This is a genomic window from Rhizobium rosettiformans (assembly GCF_016806065.1).
GTDB lineage: Bacteria > Pseudomonadota > Alphaproteobacteria > Rhizobiales > Rhizobiaceae > Allorhizobium.
Map to the genome: position 1 here is coordinate 2,898,400 of NZ_CP032405.1, position 15,655 is coordinate 2,914,054.

The following is a 15,655-nucleotide window of genomic DNA, read 5'->3' on the forward strand; positions in this document are numbered from 1 at the left end:
AGACGATCGGAATGATGCGGCAATACGAGCTCGTGGAGCGGGTGCAGAAATACAAGCCCGATGCCAACGAAGCTCTGCTGAACAAGGCCTATGTCTATGCCATGCAGAAGCACGGCAAGCAGACACGCGCCAGCGGGGACCCCTATATCTCCCACCCGCTCGAAGTCGCCGCCATTCTGACGGACATGCATCTCGACGAATCGACGATCGCGGTTGCCCTGTTGCACGACACGATCGAGGACACGTCCGCGACCCGTGCCGAGATCGACGAACTCTTCGGCGAGGATATCGGCCGTCTGGTCGAGGGCCTCACCAAGATCAAGAAGCTCGACCTCGTCACCAAGAAGGCCAAGCAGGCGGAAAACCTGCGCAAGCTGCTGCTTGCCATTTCCGACGATGTCCGTGTTCTCCTGGTAAAGCTCGCCGACCGCCTGCACAACATGCGCACGCTCGAGCACATGCGTGACGACAAGCGCGCCCGAATTTCCGAAGAGACGATGGAAATCTATGCGCCGCTCGCCGGCCGCATGGGTATGCAGGACATGCGCGACGAGCTGGAGGACCTGTCCTTCCGCTACATGAACCCGGAAGCCTATGAGACGGTGACCAACCGCCTTGCGGAGCTTTCCACCCGCAACGAGGGCCTGATTACCAAGATCGAGGACGAGTTGCGCGAGCTCCTAGTGGCAAACGGCCTGCTCAACACTTCGGTCAAGGGCCGTCAGAAGAAGCCTTACTCCGTCTTCCGCAAGATGCAGTCGAAATCGCTCTCCTTCGAGCAGCTCTCGGATGTCTATGGTTTCCGCCTGCTGGTCGACGACATCCCCGGCTGCTACCGGGCGCTCGGCATCGTGCACACCCGCTGGCGCGTCGTGCCCGGCCGCTTCAAGGACTATATCTCGACGCCAAAGCAGAACGACTACCGCTCGATCCACACCACCATTGTCGGCCCGTCGCGCCAGCGTATCGAGCTGCAAATCCGCACGCGTCGCATGCACGACATCGCCGAATACGGCATTGCCGCCCACAGCCTGTATAAGGACGGCGAAAACGGCGAGGCGAACGAGCCGCTGCAGCGCGAGAGCAATGCCTATTCCTGGCTGCGCCACACGATCGAGGCGCTGGCGGAAGGGGACAACCCGGAAGAGTTCCTCGAGCATACCAAGCTTGAGCTCTTCCAGGATCAGGTCTTCTGCTTCACGCCCAAGGGCAAGCTGATTGCGTTGCCGCGCGGGGCGACCCCGATCGATTTCGCCTATGCCGTACACACCAATGTCGGCGATACCTGCGTCGGCGCCAAGATCAACGGCTCGATCATGCCGCTGGTCACGCGCCTGTCGAATGGCGATGAAGTCGAGATCATTCGCTCCGGCGTCCAGGTGCCGCCTGCCGCCTGGGAAGAGATCGTCGTCACCGGAAAGGCCCGCGCCGCCATCCGCCGGGCCACCCGCATGGCGATCCGCAAGCAATATGCAGGCCTTGGCCAGCGCATTCTGGAGCGCACCTTCGAGCGCGCCGGCAAGGTCTTCTCCAAGGATACGCTGAGACCCGCACTGCATCGTCTCGGCCAGCGCGACGTGGAAGACGCGATCGCCTCCGTTGGTCGCGGCGAGACCTCCTCGCTCGACGTTCTCAGGGCCGTCTTCCCCGACTACCAGGACGAACGCGTCACCGTGAAGCCGTCCTCGGACGAGGGCTGGTTTGCGATGAACAGCGCCAATGGCATGGTCTTCAAGATCCCCGGTCCGGCTCATCCGAAAGGGGATGCACCGACGGCGGGCGATGGTCCGGATCCGCTGCCGATCCGCGGCCTTTCCGGCAATGCCGAGGTGCATTTTGCGCCTGCAGGTGCCGTGCCCGGCGACCGAATCGTCGGCATCATGGAAGACGGCAAGGGCATCACCATCTATCCGATCCAGGCTTCCGCCCTGCAGCGCTTCGAAAACGAGCCGGAGCGCTGGATTGACGTGCGCTGGGATCTCGATGAGGCGAACAAGTCGCGCTTCGTCGCCCGCATCCTGATCAATGCGCTGAACGAGCCGGGTACGTTGGCGACTGTTGCGCAATCCGTCGCGCGTCTGGATATCAATATTCGGGTGCTCAACATGATTCGGATCGCCACCGACTTCACGGAAATGGGGATCGATCTGGAGGTCTGGGATCTGCGCCAGCTGAGCCAGCTCCTCGGCGAGTTGAAGGAGTTGGACTGCATCTCGACGGTGAAGCGGGTCTACGACTGAGGCGCCGATCCGGGCGGCTGGTGGAGGTCAGGGCGCGGACTTCGCGATCTCAGGCCTCGATTGGGTCAAACTGCCTTCGTTTTGATCACGATCTTGCCCAAATCGTAAACCTCGGCCCCCTCGTCATGCGTTTGGCGCATGGCTGGCTTCAGTTCTTGTCTCTGGTGCCTTGTGCGCCGCAGCATTATCTTCAGTCCAACAGATGAAGAGAAAGAACCGAGGACAAAACGATGTTTACTCCGATCCGCAAAATCGCCCGCGCCCTTCGCGTCCCGACCGTTGCAGAGCGTGAAATGAACTACCTGAACGGCGCTCGCGACCTGGTCGACCTGGAATACCGTCAGCGCGAAATCGACCGTGGCATGTTCCGCCGCGCCTGAACTGCCCACCGACCAGATACGGTCTCTGCTGCGACGCCGGTTCCTGCCGGCGTCTTTGCTTTTTGACCACTTTGTCAGCCGCTTTTGCTTGCCGAAGCCGTCCAGGATCAACTACATATCCCGCATGCTGTTTCGACGCCGGCAACCGATATCCAGACTGACCAAGCTGCGTGAGCTTTTCTGGCCGCGTCGTGGCTTTATCAGATCGTTTCAATATCTGAGCAAACGTGTCCTGCGCCTGTCCGCCACTCCCCATGCGATTGCAGCCGGCGTGGTCGCGGGAGTCGTTTCTTCGTGGACCCCGTTCATCGGACTTCATTTTCTGCTCGCCTTCGCGATCGCCTATATCATCGCGGGCAACATGGTTGCGGCAGCTATCGGAACAGCCTTCGGAAACCCGCTGACCTTTCCGTTCATCTGGGCTTCGACCTGGGAGGTCGGCCATCGCCTGATCGGCAAGGGTGATCCGGTCACGGATAGCGTCGATCTTGAGAAGAAGTTCTCCCTGTCGGCATTCGAGAGCATGTGGCATCCGATCTTGAAGCCGATGCTGGTGGGAGCGATCCCGCTTGCCGCCGTCAGTGGCGTTGTCATCTACTGTGTCATCTATTTCACCGTGTCGAAATTTCAGGCCCGTCGCCGCGAACGGCTCGCCGCGCGCGCCCGTACCCGCCTCGCCGAAGCCCTCCAGGGATCGAGCATCTGAGATGATCATCGGCATCGGCAGCGACTTGGTCGACATCAGACGGATCGAGAAATCGATCACCCGTTTCGGCGAGAAGTTCACCGCCCGCTGCTTCACGGACGAGGAGCAGGCGCGCTCGAATGGCCGCAAGGACACCGCTGCCTCCTATGCCAAGCGTTTCGCCGCCAAGGAGGCCATGGCAAAAGCGCTTGGCACCGGAATTGCCGAAGGTGTCTTCTGGAAGGAAATGGGCGTCGTGAACCTGCCGAACGGCAAGCCGGGCCTGGAGCTGACCGGTGGCGCCGCCCGTTGCCTGGAACGGCTCCTGCCGGCCGGCCATCGTCCTGTCATCCATCTCACCATCACCGACGAATTCCCCTATGCCCAGGCATTCGTCATCGTCGAGGCCCTGCCGGAAAGCCGCTGAGTCGACTGGTCGCGCTGGTCCGGACGCCTGCGCGGTTGCCGCGCGGACGCGAACCGACTAGAGAGAGCAGGATTTTCGCAAGAAGGAAAAGATCCGCGTGAGCGAAGAAAAGAAGCAAAGTGCCCTCTGGGAAAACGTCAAGGTCATCATCCAGGCCCTGCTGTTGGCAATGGTGATCCGCACCGTGTTCTTTCAGCCCTTCACAATTCCGTCGGGCTCGATGATGCCGACGCTGCTTGTTGGCGACTACATCTTCGTCAACAAGTTCTCCTATGGCTATTCGAAGTACTCACTGCCCTTCTCGCCGGATCTCTTCGAAGGCCGGATCTTCGAAAGCGAACCGGAGCGCGGCGACATCGCCGTCTTCCGCTTCCCGCCGAACCCGAGCATCGACTACATCAAGCGCATCGTCGGCTTGCCGGGTGACCGGATCCAGATGATCGGCGGCGTACTGCAGGTCAACGGTCAGCCCGTGCCGAAGGTGCAGGACGGTGTCTTCACCTCCGATTACCGGATGGATCCCGGCACCGATGTTCCGGTCTTCCGCGAAACGCTCGACAATGGCGTGAGCTACGACACGCTCGACCAGGCGCAAGGCACCCGCGGAGATGACACGCGCGAATTCATCGTGCCGGAAGGCCATTATTTCGCGATGGGTGACAACCGCGACAATTCGCTCGACAGCCGTTTCGACGTCGGCTTCGTGCCGGCCGAGAACCTGATCGGAAAGGCCTCGCTGATCTTCTTCTCGCTTGGGAATGATACCTCCTTCCGCGAAGTCTGGAAGTGGCCGGCCAACATGCGCTGGGATCGCCTGTTCAAGGTGGTCGAATGACGAACAAGAGCGTGGTCGGCGAAAAGGATTGGGAGCAGCTCGAAGCTGCGATCGGCCACAAGTTCGCCGACCGCGACCGCCTGAAGCGGGCGCTGACACATGCCAGCGCCCAGGTCTCGCGGGGCAAGAAGGGCGACTACGAACGGCTGGAATTCCTCGGCGACCGCGTGCTTGGCCTCTGCGTCGCCGAAATGCTGTTCACGACCTTCCGCGACGCGGCCGAGGGCGAACTTTCGGTTCGCTTCAACCAGCTGGTCAGCGCCGAGGCCTGTGCCTCCGTCGCCGATGAGATCGAGCTTTACCGCTTCATCCGCACGGGCGCGGACGTGAAGAAAATCACGGCGAAGAACATGCTGAATGTCCGCGCCGACGTCGTTGAAAGCCTGATCGCCGCCATTTATCTCGAGGCAGGATTGGAGGCCGCGCGCGGCTTCATCCTGAAATACTGGGAGGGTCGTGCTGCCCGCGCCGATGGCGCCCGCCGCGATGCCAAGACCGAATTGCAGGAATGGACGCATGCCAGATTTGGCAAGCCGCCCACATACAAGGTTGCCGATCGCTCCGGACCGGATCATGATCCCCGCTTCACGGTGATCGTAGAGATCCCGGGCTTGAAGCCGGAGATAGGCATCGAACGTTCCAAGCGTGCCGCCGAACAGGTGGCCGCGACCAAGATACTCGAACGCGAAGGCGTCTGGGCCAAGGCCTCCGACGCGAATTGAATGGATGATATGACCGATACCGAAACGCATGACGGCGGCGAAGCCACCGTCAACACCCCGACCCGATCCGGCTTCGTCGCCTTGATCGGCCCGACCAATGCCGGCAAGTCGACGCTGGTCAACCGCTTCGTCGGCGCCAAGGTGTCGATCGTCAGCCACAAGGTGCAGACGACGCGCGCCGTCATGCGCGGCATCGCGATCCACAAGAACGCCCAGATCGTCTTCATGGACACGCCCGGAATCTTCAAGCCGCGCCGCAAGCTCGACCGCGCCATGGTGACCTCGGCCTGGGGCGGTGCCAAGGATGCCGATATCATCCTGCTCCTGATAGATAGCGAACGCGGTTTGCGCGGCGATGCCGAGGCGATCCTGGAAGCCCTGAAGGATGTGCCGCAGCCGAAGATCCTGGTCTTGAACAAGATTGACCGGGTCCGTCATGAGGAGCTGTTCACTCTTGCAGAGAAGGCGAACGAGTTCGTCAAATTCGATCGCACCTTCATGATTTCGGCCACGACCGGCTCCGGCTGTGACGACATCATGGACTACCTGGCAGAGACCTTCCCGGAAGGTCCCTGGTATTATCCGGAAGATCAGATCTCCGATTTGCCGATGCGCCAGCTCGCAGCCGAAATCACCCGCGAGAAGCTGTTCCTGCGCCTGCACCAGGAGCTTCCCTATTCCTCGCATGTAGAAACCGAGAGCTGGGAAGAGCGCAAGGACGGCTCGGTTCGTATCGAGCAGGTTATCTATGTTGAGCGCGACAGTCAGAAGAAGATCGTGCTGGGCAAGAACGGCGACGCGATCAAGGCGATTTCCACGGCTTCCCGCAAGGAGATGTCCGAGATCCTCGAACAGCCGGTCCACCTCTTCCTCTTCGTCAAGGTACGCGAGAACTGGGGCAACGATCCCGAACGCTTCCGCGAAATGGGCCTCGAGTTCCCCCGCGACTAAGCACATTCAAGCGAAGGGCGCTCAGTCCTTCGCCACGCGCCTTGCCACGAAGTCCGAAATCGTCGGTCCGATCAGGATGATGACGATCAGCCGCATGGTCTGCAGCGCCATGATGAAGGACATATCGACCGGCGTGGTCGCGGCAATGATCGCGATCGAATCGAGCCCGCCAGGGCTGGTCGCGAGATAGGCGGTCAGCGGGTCGATGCCATGCAGCGACCAGAGCAGGAAGGCAAGTCCGCCGCTGAAGGCCATCAATACAAGGATCGAGCCGACGATCTGGGGCAGGGCGCTTGCCGCATGCCTGAGGATCCGCCGCGTGAAGGACAGGCCGATCCGCCAGCCGATCACACCATAGCCGAGCGCCAACAGCCATTCGGGCAGTTGCAGGGTGATATAGCCCATGACATGCAGAACCGTCGTCGCGACCAGCGGCAGGAGCATGGTGCCAGCCGGTATCCGGAACCGTGCGCCGATCATCGCCGCCGCAAGGGCAGCGGCCAGCGTTAGGGACAGATCGAGCCAGTCCGTCTCCGGAAACCAGACGACCGGATGTGCTGCACCACCCTCGATGTTGAAGACAAAGGCCGCCACCAGCGACGCCCCGGTCGCGACGAAGGCCACGCGCAGATACTGCATGAAGGCGACCAGCCTCGCATCCCCGCCATGCGCTTCCGCCATCAGCACCATGGCCGAGGCGGCTCCCGCAGATGTCCCCCAGATTGCGGTTGTGCCCGGAAGGATTTCGGCTTTTGCCATGAAATAGCCGAGCAGGCTGCTCGCCGCGATGATCGCAAGCACGATGGACAGAAAGACCGGCCAGTCGTCTGCCACCGTCGACAGCGTTCCCAGATCGATCGAGCGGGCAATGATGCAGCCGATCAGCGAGTGGGCGAAGATGTAGGGGTAGCGGTGAACGGAAAGCCGTGCGCCGTTGGTGGCCACGAGAATGGCCGCGACCATGGGCCCGAGCAGCAGCGCGCCCGGGATATGCGCCAGGAAAAGCCTGCCGGAGATCGCAACGGATAGGCCAAGCAGTATAAGCCAGCGAAGGACCACCGGAAGCGGTGTCAGCAGGCCGGGTTGGGCAGGCGTCCCATGCTCTTTATCCAAGGACATGACTGTCTCCGTCCTTCGTCTGAGACACCTTTGCCGGAAAGGGCTGGACGAAAGCGCGTTTTCATCAAATAAATGAGGTAGACCTCACAAACGAGTTTTATGAGCATGGCCTCGCAAAAGTCAAGTTCGGCCACGACGCCGCAGGCGACTCCCGCGCCGACCGCCAAGGAGCCCAAGCGCAAGCGCGGCATTGCCCGGGTCGCAAAGCTTCTCGATGCCGGCGCCGCCGTTTTCGCCGAACAGGGCTACAGGGCCGCGACCATGACGGAGATCGCTGCCCGGGCCGAGGCACCGATCGGCTCACTCTACCAATTCTTTCCCAACAAGGATGTGCTCGCCGACGCACTCGTTGCCCGCTATGCCGAGCATGTCGAGGCAGCACTCGACCGAATCAGGGCGCAGGTCGCCGATCTCGACGGAAGCCAGCTCGCCGACCGCCTGCTCGACGTGCTTGTCGCCCATGCTGCCGAGCGCAGCCTGGCGCTCAGCCTGCTCGATGCCCGCTGGGAGCAGCCGGGTGTGCGCCCGGGCGTGCTTCGCGAAAGCCTGCGCAAGCGCATCACCGAGATCCTCACGCTCTGGCGCCCGCAATTGCCCGAGGAACAGGCCGAGGTCATGTCGGTTGTGCTCTTCCAGGCGATGAAGTCACTTGTGCAACTGCATGAAGAAAAACGCTATCCGGGAAAGCCCGAAGCGATTGCCCATTGGCGCGGCTGGGTCCAGCGCTATCTCGCGGACGTCTGACCGCTCGCGAAATCCCTCGCGCTTGCCCAGCCTCTGCGGTAAAACCTGATCATGCAATGGACAGACGAGGCAATCCTTCTCGGGGTGCGGCGGCATGGCGAAACAAGCGTCATCGCCGAGGTGATGACGGCCAGCCGCGGCCGGCATCTGGGCATGGTGCGCTCCGGGCGCTCGCGCACGATGCAGCCGGTGCTGCAGCCCGGCAATCGTCTGGAAGTCACCTGGCGTGCGCGCCTGGACGAGCATCTGGGCGAGTTTCGCATAGAACCTCTGATGCTGCGTGCGGGCCGGTTGATGGAAAGCGCGACCGCCGTCTACGGTGTGCAGGCGCTCGCGGCCCTGCTGCGGCTTTTGCCGGAGCGTGATCCCCATCCGCATCTCTTCCAGGCGCTGGATGTCATTCTCGACCATCTGGAGGATCCTGCGACGGCCGGCGAACTCTTCGTCCGCTTCGAGCTTGGGCTGCTGAATGATCTCGGCTTCGGGCTGGATCTGAGCGAATGTGCAGCGACGGGCACGCACCATGATCTGGCTTATGTCTCGCCGAAGTCGGGCAGGGCGGTCAGCCGCGAGGTGGGCGCGCCCTGGGCGGACAAGATGCTGGCGCTGCCGGATTTCCTAACCCCCGGCACGAACCGGGCGGCTGATCCGGACAGCCTCGCTGCCGCCTTTCGGCTGACATCCTATTTTCTGGATCGGCATGTCTACGGGCCGCGGGGGCTGGAGCCCGGCGCGGCACGCGAGGGGTTCTGTCAGGCGGCGTTGAAAACCTTGCGTTCGCTGGAAGCGCCCGGCGCATTGGCCGCGCCCAGGAACACGGCCTGATCTTCCGGCGCCGATTTCGCCATGTGATCGTGAATGGCGGCCTGCAGCTCGCTGATGTTGCGATAGCTACCGCCGTCGAGGTCGATGACCGGATACTTGACGGCGATGAACTTGACCCTGTCGCCGTCGGGTATGGTGATGCCAACCGGGATTCCGGCATATTCGATAACTTGCTTCTTCATAACGATATTCCCCGCCCATGCGCGCAGCACGGCGTTGTGTAAGGTGTCGATGAAATGGAATCAGTGCTTGCGCAGCGTCACATTCGACAGATGCAGTCGGGATGGCGTTTCACCATCACGAGGCGCGGGGTCGGCTGCCAGGATCGGATGGCATCAAGAAATACAACTTGCATTTCGCTGACCTCCTTCTTTGGCTGCGGCCTTCAATAGCGAGGCCGTACATGGTTCGTCGTCAGGATGCGAACCAACTCGCACAAGGTAGGTGCTGGCTCGGAATCCGTCAACGGGCGGCGCGGGAAAAATAAAATAATTTTCTGTGACAGTCGTGCTCAGCTGAAAACACAGGAATTTTGATCCGGCACGAGCGAAATGCCGAAATATGATCTCAGTTTGGGCAAAATTACGCCACGCCCATTGCCGGGCGTTCGACGGCTTGTTCGCGGATCGGCCAATGCACCACAGCCGCGAAGATGCCGAGTGCCACACCCAGCCACCAGACCTGGTCATAGGTTCCGAAGTGGTCGTAGAGATAGCCGCCCATCCACACGCCGAGGAAGGACCCGATCTGGTGGGAGAGGAAGACCAGGCCTCCGAGCAGGCCGAGGTGGCGCGTGCCGAACATGATCGCCACGAGCCCGTTGGTCGGCGGTACGGTGGAGAGCCAGAGCAGACCCATGACAGCGGCAAAGACAACGACCGAGGCCGGCGTCTGCGGCAGGAGCAGAAAGAGCGTCACCGTGATCGAGCGGCCGATATAGATAAAAGCGAGGAAATAGGGCTTGGAATAGCGCTGCCCGATCCAGCCTGCGGCGAGCGAGCCGATGATGTTGAAGAAGCCGATCAGCGCCATGGCGATCACCGCATAGCTCGCCTCGATGCCGATATCGCCGAGATAGGCGGGGAAATGCGCGGTGATGAACGCGACCTGGAAACCGCAGACGAAGAAGCCGGTCGTCAGCAGAAGATAGCTCTTGTGCGCAAAAGCCTCTTTGAGCGCCTCGGCGATCGTCTGTTGATACTGGTTGCCGGACTGCGTGCCCGACTGCGCATTGCCGCGCAGCGGAAAGGCGAGCAGCGGCACGACGAGCATCATGACCGCGATGATGACGAGGCTGTCCGACCACCCGAAGGCCGAGATGAAACCTTGGCTGAGCGGCGCAAACAGGAACATGCCGGCCGAACCCGCAGCCGTGCCGATACCGAAGGCCATCGAGCGTTGCTCAGGCGTCACGTTGCGGGCAAAGGCCGAAAGGATGACGCTGAATGAACCCGCGCCGATCGCAAGCCCGATCAGCGCGCCCCCGCCCATATGCAGCCAGATGGGTGCCGAGGCATTGGCCATCATCACGAGGCCAGCGGCATAGAGCACACCCGACATGACGAGCACGCGACCCGTACCGTATTTGTCGGCCAGCGCCCCGAAGAACGGCTGGCTCAAGCCCCAGAACAGGTTCTGGAAGGCCATGGCAAGCCCGAAGGTGGAGCGGTCCCAGCCCCGATCGGCGAGCATCGGCAGTTGGAAGAAGCCCATCGCCGACCGCGGCCCGAAGGTCATCACCGCAATCAGCGATCCCGCAAGAATGATAAGCCATGGCATGGCGGGACGGCTGATCGTGTTCATCGCGGATTCTCCTCTGTCGATCACACACTAGTGCAGTCGGATCATGAGCAGAAACGCCTTTTGATGAACTGGCCATCAGGGGATTTGATGGATGTCAGGGGGGGCGGGTCGGTCCGACCGAAGGGGACGCGGGATGTCGCGCCACCTCTCCCCCTTGTGGGAGAGATTACAAAATCGAAGGCTTAGCCCGATTAGGGCTAAACTTCGGATTTTGTTGGTGAGGGGATCAGTTCCGTTGCCACAACATAACGGCCCCCCTCACTTTCGATTTCGATGAATTAGGCGTGGCTTCCGCCATGCCTAATTCATCGAAATCGCTTTCTCCCCCACCAAGGGGGAGATTGGCGCCGCGCGTTTGGCAGCGACCTTTACCGCTGCTTGATCGCCCAAGCCTCCCGGCTGCCAAGCACCGTCACCGCGTCCCCGACCCGTACGAGACCCTCTCCCCGCGGTACCGCGTTCCAGCCGAAAAGCACGCCAGGCACGCGGCGGTCGGCAGACATGCGGATGCGGCCCATGGCCGGCATCGGGTTGGCGCCCTCGCGCGATCCGGTCTGCTGGTCCTGGGTGGTCATGATGCAGCGCGGGCAGGGTTTGACGAAATCGAAGCGGATGCCGCCGATCTCGAGGCCGGTTCAGGCATCTTCCGCCCAGGGCTCGTCGCAGTCGACGACGATGTTCGGGCGGAACCGATCCATGCCAACAGAACCTTCGCCGTGCCGCTCCATGTCCTCGTTCAGCGCGCGCAACGAGCCTGATGTCGTCACCAGGATCTGATAGCCGTCGGCAAAGCCCATCGGCGAGGCTTCTCCGGCCCATTCCGCGCTCGCCTCGCGACGGCTCTCCCCGTCGATGAAGGCAAGTTTCACCGGCCGGCCGAACCAGTCGGAAAGCTTGGCATTAACGCTGTCATGCGCCATCGCCGCGTTGACGGTCGAGCGCCAGATGGTGACATCCATGCGATTGTCGGGCTGCGGCGGCGCGACCATCATTTCACGCCCATCATCCAATCGAAGCGTCAGATAGGCGGCGGCCGGGAGCGCCGTGATACGAGCAAGGTCGGGCATTTCCCGCTGGGTGATGAACTGGCCATCAGGATCTACCAGCATCATGCGCCGGTCGCCGGAGAGGCCCATGGCATCGATGCGCGCCTGGGGAAGCGCAATGCCGCGCCCGCTCTTGAAGGGATAGATGGAGAGCCCGGTCACTTGCATGGTTTAGCGTCCTTCAGATTTCGTCGCGGAAGAGGGTCAGGAACAGGTTGAGCCGCTCGTGCCGCTCCTCAGCCAGCTTGCGGCCGGTCTCGGTCTGGAAGCCGTCGGAGAGCTTCAGGAGCTTGGCCGGAAAGTGGTCGATGGCAAAGCTGCGGTCGTCGAGCGGTCGATGTTCGGCGCCGGGGTCGCCGGGATGATAAAGGCCTGAACCCATGCGCCCGGCAATGTAGAAACAGCGAGCCACCCCGACCATGCCGATCGCATCCAGCCGGTCGGCATCCTGCAACATCTTCGCTTCCAGCGTCTCCGGCTTGATGTTGGCGGAAAAGCTGTGGGTGAGGATCGCATGCGCCACGGCCTCGATCCCCTCCTTCGGCCAGCCGAGTTCCGCCAGAATGCCGCTCGCCTTTTCCGCGGCGAGCCGCGAGGCCTGCGATCGGAGCGGCGAACTTTTCTCGACGGCGACACAGTCATGCAGCAGGACGGCGGCAGCGAGAATTTGGGCATCGCCGCCTTCGCCCGCCTCGATTTTCAAGGCGTTCCTGAAGACGCGATGGATATGGGCGAGGTCGTGAGAGCCATCATCGCCATCCGTTGCATGCGGCAGAAGGCGGGCGGCGAGCGTCTCATGGGGGGCGAAGTCGGCGGCGGTGAGAAGGGCGGTCAAGACAGTTTCCCTATTCTGGTCGGCCCGCATCTAGCCCTGCGAGCGCCCACTGTTCAACCGCCCCCAATCAGATCCCCGTCGGCGCCTCCTCGTCGTCCACATCGGGTGATCGGCTCGACTTGCCGCTCAGGATCCTCTGGTAGAAGAGCCCGATGCCGATCAGCACGAAGCCGAGGCCGATGAAGGACAGCGCGCGCAGCACGCCTTCGAGGTTCGCCATGTCGATCAGGAAGACCTTGGCGACCGTCAGCATCACGATGACGGCAGACGCAATGCGCAGGCTCCTGGCATCGAATCGCGAACCGAGCGCAAGCAGGCCGACGCCGATGGCGAGCCAGGCGACGGAATAGCTGTAGGTCTCCGCCTGTTCGAAGCCCTTCCAGTAGGCAATGAACTCGCCCTGCCAGAAGCGCCGGACCGTGAGCGTCACCCAGGCGAAACCGAGCAGGGCACCGGACAGCGCGAGCAGGATCACATAGGGTAGCGGGCGCTTGTCGCGGGCATAGAAGGCAAGGCCTGCATAGGCGAGACCGGGCAGGAGATAACCGATCAGCAGCAGGTTGATCAGCGGCCAGTTGCCGGTGCTCTCGCCCGAAAAATAGGGGTTGAGCACCCCGAGATGCAGGCTCACTGTCTGCAAGATGGCGATGCCGCCCGCCACCATCGAGCCGTAGCGGAAGACCGGGCTCGGCGATTTGACGTCGAGCGTCATCAGGATGCCGGAGAGGCCGACCACCAGCAGCGTGTAGATCGACTGTTCGCCAAGCGTCGGAGCGGACGCATTGAGCACGCCGCCATTCATCGCGTGGCGGACGAGGATCGCGACTGCGAGCAGGCCGAGAAGGCTTGCGAGGCCCTGCAGCGCGTTGCGAACCCGAAGGCCCGGCCAGTTCCGCATCTCATAGGCCGAGAGCAGGGCGAGCAGTGCCGGAATGCCATAGCCGGGCAGCAACTGGTTCAAGATAGGCGTCCGCGACAGGGCATCCGGCCCGACCAGCGTCGGATCCCAGAAAACGCGGAAGAGCACGCCGACAAGCGCTGCCGCCATCATCCAGGGCAGCCCGCTCCACGCCCGTTTGCGGGTCGCCATCAGATAGGCAAAGCCGAGGAGCGCGAGCAGGATCGTGGTCACAACGCCATCGGTGAGGCAATGCAGCATGAGCGCAAAGGCGGCGAAGCTGCCGAGAATCAGGACGTCGATCCCGCGTCGGAAGCCGGGCAGGACGCCTTGGCGATACAGATACTCGCAGGCCGCGAGCAGCACGGCCCCGAGGCCGAGCGCGAAGAGACCATGCGCCCAGTCCCGGGCATAGGTCCCGTAAAACACGAAGCTGATGGTTGTGAGCATCACCGGCAGCACCGCAACGATCACGGCCCAGACCGTTGCGAACAACGGGTCTTCGGCAAAGCGACGGCGGTTCTGGGCAAGGCCGATAAAGGCGAAGACGGCAGCAAGCCCCAGGAAGATCAGCATGACCGGACCGCCGAGGCTGACCACGGCCGTTTCGTCCCAGCCGAAACCGAGCAGGAGCACCTGCGCCTGGGCGATCAAGCCGGACTTCACCACGGCCCCGATCAGGGCACCCATGGCCGCGAGTGCCGTTGGCCAAAAGGCGCCGTGACGGGCGCTGCCGGCGGCGGCGAGCGCTGCGACCAAGGCCGCGAAGGCAAACAGCGGCAAGGACACCGTAGGGCCGCGATCCAGCATCACGAGGGCCGGCAAAAGGACCGCGAGCGACAGCGTGATGTCGAGCGCAAGCGGACCCGATGCCATCCGCCGTCCGAGCGCATCGAGCGACAGCGGGGTTTCGGGCGTCGCGGGGTCTTCACCCTTCGCGCCTGGCCAGATCAGCATCCAGCTGGCGATCATGGCGATCAGGGAGAGGGCGATCGGGGTTATGTCAGCCGAATCGATGAGTGCCACGAGCGCCCAGAGCCCGAGCAGTACCTGGGCGATCGCCGGCACGATCAGCCAGCCCTTGATCCGTGAGGCGAGCGCCGTCGCGAGCTGTGCGACGGTCAGATAGATGAACAGTGTCCAGAGGCTCGGCGCCGTGGTCGAGATCAGAAGCGGAGTCAGCATGGAGCCGACGAGCCCGAGCCCGGCCAGCGCCTGGCCATGCAGCAGCGAGAGGCCGAGCACACCGAAGGCAGTCAGCCCCAGAAGCAGGAAGGCGAGCGTCGGGCCGATGAATTCATAAATACCATGCGCCGCATAGATCGCGCCGAACAGCGAGACCGCGCCCGCTGCCGTGAGGATGCCGGGCACCATGGCATTGGCATAGAGGGCTTCGGCCTTCGGCAGTGCCTTGCGGCGAATGAGTTCGCCGGCGGCGATCAGGAGGAGGCCGAAGAGCGCGGCAAGCGTCAGTCGCACGCCAGGGCCGAGAAGGCCGCTTTCGATTGAATAACGGATGAGGAAGACCCCGCCGAGCGCCAGAGCCAGGCCGCCGGCCCAGACGGCCCAGCGCGCGCCGAGGAGATTTTCCAGGCTTTCCGCAGGTGCGGCGGCCGTGGCTTCGCCGCGAGCCGCCGTGGCGAGGAGTTCAGTGTTTTCCTCAGGCAGGGAGGCAGGCGCGCTTTGATACGGCGCGCCGTCGAGCGGCGGCTCCTCTGCGGTCACGGTCTCTGCGACCGTCTGTGGCTGGGCAACGTCGGCCGGCTCTTCCGTCTCCATCGGAATGGCAGACGGCGCTGCGGTGGCTCCGCTCACCCTGAGCAGCCGCTCGCGGACCTCTCCGAGTTCCCTCTCGAGGCGATCGATGCGCTTGGCAGCGCCTCGGTTGATGACAAAGAGAACGCCGATCAGGATCAGCGGCAACAGTTCGAACATTTGGCCTCGCAGAGCCTTGCCTCAAGGAGCAGCCAAACTAACGTTTTTCCCGATGAGGGAAAGCGCTTCTCGTCACGCTCCGGTCGTAGCCGAGCTCTAAGGGCCGCATCCGGGGCTAAAACCTCCCTTGCAATCGAGGGCGAAACTTTCTACATCGGCACTACCGGCGATCGCCGGTTTTCTTTGGCGCTTATTGTGCTCAGTTTGAGC

13 protein-coding genes and 2 pseudogenes are annotated in these 15,655 nt (G+C 62.6%); 9 read left to right on the plus strand and 6 right to left on the minus strand.

What is annotated here, in order from left to right; all coding sequences use genetic code 11:
• Positions 1-11 precede the first annotated feature (11 nt).
• The 7 genes from D4A92_RS14145 to era all read left to right on the plus strand — a co-directional run bounded on the left by D4A92_RS14145 (position 12) and on the right by era (position 6,240).
• Positions 12-2,240, plus strand: coding sequence for a RelA/SpoT family protein (locus tag D4A92_RS14145; RefSeq protein WP_203014287.1), 2,229 nt, complete (start codon positions 12-14; stop codon positions 2,238-2,240).
• Positions 2,241-2,470: 230 nt separating this feature from the next.
• The gene (locus tag D4A92_RS14150; protein WP_006727368.1) at positions 2,471-2,620 is read left to right on the plus strand and encodes a DUF3563 family protein; all 150 of its coding nucleotides are present in this window, start codon (positions 2,471-2,473) and stop codon (positions 2,618-2,620) included.
• A gap of 124 nt (positions 2,621-2,744) precedes the next feature.
• Positions 2,745-3,326: a DUF2062 domain-containing protein gene (locus tag D4A92_RS14155; RefSeq protein ID WP_203014290.1), complete on the plus strand. Its 582-nt coding sequence runs from the start codon at positions 2,745-2,747 to the stop codon at positions 3,324-3,326.
• A 1-nt stretch (position 3,327) separates the two neighbouring features.
• Complete coding sequence (gene acpS, locus D4A92_RS14160) at positions 3,328-3,732, plus strand: holo-ACP synthase (protein WP_203014293.1); 405 nt, start codon at positions 3,328-3,330, stop codon at positions 3,730-3,732.
• 97 nt (positions 3,733-3,829) lie between these two features.
• A complete protein-coding gene (gene lepB / locus D4A92_RS14165; RefSeq protein ID WP_203014295.1) occupies positions 3,830-4,567 on the plus strand; it encodes a signal peptidase I in 738 nt (245 codons plus the stop codon).
• The gene (gene rnc / locus D4A92_RS14170) at positions 4,564-5,289 is read left to right on the plus strand and encodes a ribonuclease III (RefSeq protein ID WP_203014298.1); all 726 of its coding nucleotides are present in this window, start codon (positions 4,564-4,566) and stop codon (positions 5,287-5,289) included. The genes lepB and rnc overlap by 4 nt, the downstream gene beginning before the upstream one ends.
• Complete coding sequence (gene era / locus D4A92_RS14175) at positions 5,290-6,240, plus strand: GTPase Era (protein WP_425957721.1); 951 nt, start codon at positions 5,290-5,292, stop codon at positions 6,238-6,240.
• Between the two features lie 21 nt (positions 6,241-6,261).
• Here the strand turns inward: era and D4A92_RS14180 are convergent, their stop codons facing one another.
• Positions 6,262-7,359, minus strand: coding sequence for an AbrB family transcriptional regulator (locus D4A92_RS14180; RefSeq protein WP_203014304.1), 1,098 nt, complete (start codon positions 7,357-7,359; stop codon positions 6,262-6,264).
• Positions 7,360-7,464: 105 nt separating this feature from the next.
• On the opposite strand from D4A92_RS14180, the gene D4A92_RS14185 reads away from it, so the two are divergent.
• Together D4A92_RS14185 and recO are read left to right on the plus strand one after the other, a co-directional pair.
• A complete protein-coding gene (locus D4A92_RS14185; protein ID WP_246753952.1) occupies positions 7,465-8,103 on the plus strand; it encodes a TetR/AcrR family transcriptional regulator in 639 nt (212 codons plus the stop codon).
• A 51-nt stretch (positions 8,104-8,154) separates the two neighbouring features.
• Positions 8,155-8,928: a DNA repair protein RecO gene (gene recO, locus D4A92_RS14190; RefSeq protein ID WP_203014309.1), complete on the plus strand. Its 774-nt coding sequence runs from the start codon at positions 8,155-8,157 to the stop codon at positions 8,926-8,928.
• Between the two features lie 2 nt (positions 8,929-8,930).
• Here recO and D4A92_RS14195 read toward each other — a convergent pair.
• The 5 genes and pseudogenes from D4A92_RS14195 to D4A92_RS14215 form a co-directional block, all read right to left on the minus strand.
• Positions 8,931-9,110: pseudogene (locus D4A92_RS14195) on the minus strand (hypothetical protein); the annotation flags it as partial.
• Positions 9,111-9,510: 400 nt separating this feature from the next.
• Positions 9,511-10,731 (minus strand): MFS transporter, encoded by a 1,221-nt coding sequence (locus D4A92_RS14200; protein ID WP_203014312.1) that lies wholly within the window; start codon positions 10,729-10,731, stop codon positions 9,511-9,513.
• Between the two features lie 368 nt (positions 10,732-11,099).
• A pseudogene (locus D4A92_RS14205) lies at positions 11,100-11,945 on the minus strand (MOSC domain-containing protein).
• Between the two features lie 13 nt (positions 11,946-11,958).
• Positions 11,959-12,612, minus strand: coding sequence for an HD domain-containing protein (locus D4A92_RS14210; RefSeq protein WP_425957725.1), 654 nt, complete (start codon positions 12,610-12,612; stop codon positions 11,959-11,961).
• Positions 12,613-12,679: 67 nt separating this feature from the next.
• Positions 12,680-15,445, minus strand: a complete 2,766-nt coding sequence (locus D4A92_RS14215; RefSeq protein ID WP_203014317.1) for a DUF2339 domain-containing protein — start codon at positions 15,443-15,445, stop codon at positions 12,680-12,682.
• Positions 15,446-15,655: the final 210 nt, after the last annotated feature.

Coding starts and splice junctions, on each gene's coding strand:
- D4A92_RS14145 (WP_203014287.1), top strand. CDS start 12: ATGATGCGGCAATACGAGCTCGTGGAGCGGGTGCAGAAATACAAGCCC.
- D4A92_RS14150 (WP_006727368.1), top strand. CDS start 2,471: ATGTTTACTCCGATCCGCAAAATCGCCCGCGCCCTTCGCGTCCCGACC.
- D4A92_RS14155 (WP_203014290.1), top strand. CDS start 2,745: ATGCTGTTTCGACGCCGGCAACCGATATCCAGACTGACCAAGCTGCGT.
- acpS (WP_203014293.1), top strand. CDS start 3,328: ATGATCATCGGCATCGGCAGCGACTTGGTCGACATCAGACGGATCGAG.
- rnc (WP_203014298.1), top strand. CDS start 4,564: ATGACGAACAAGAGCGTGGTCGGCGAAAAGGATTGGGAGCAGCTCGAA.
- era (WP_425957721.1), top strand. CDS start 5,290: ATGGATGATATGACCGATACCGAAACGCATGACGGCGGCGAAGCCACC.
- D4A92_RS14180 (WP_203014304.1), bottom strand. CDS start 7,359: ATGTCCTTGGATAAAGAGCATGGGACGCCTGCCCAACCCGGCCTGCTG.
- D4A92_RS14185 (WP_246753952.1), top strand. CDS start 7,465: ATGGCCTCGCAAAAGTCAAGTTCGGCCACGACGCCGCAGGCGACTCCC.
- recO (WP_203014309.1), top strand. CDS start 8,155: ATGCAATGGACAGACGAGGCAATCCTTCTCGGGGTGCGGCGGCATGGC.
- D4A92_RS14200 (WP_203014312.1), bottom strand. CDS start 10,731: ATGAACACGATCAGCCGTCCCGCCATGCCATGGCTTATCATTCTTGCG.
- D4A92_RS14215 (WP_203014317.1), bottom strand. CDS start 15,445: ATGTTCGAACTGTTGCCGCTGATCCTGATCGGCGTTCTCTTTGTCATC.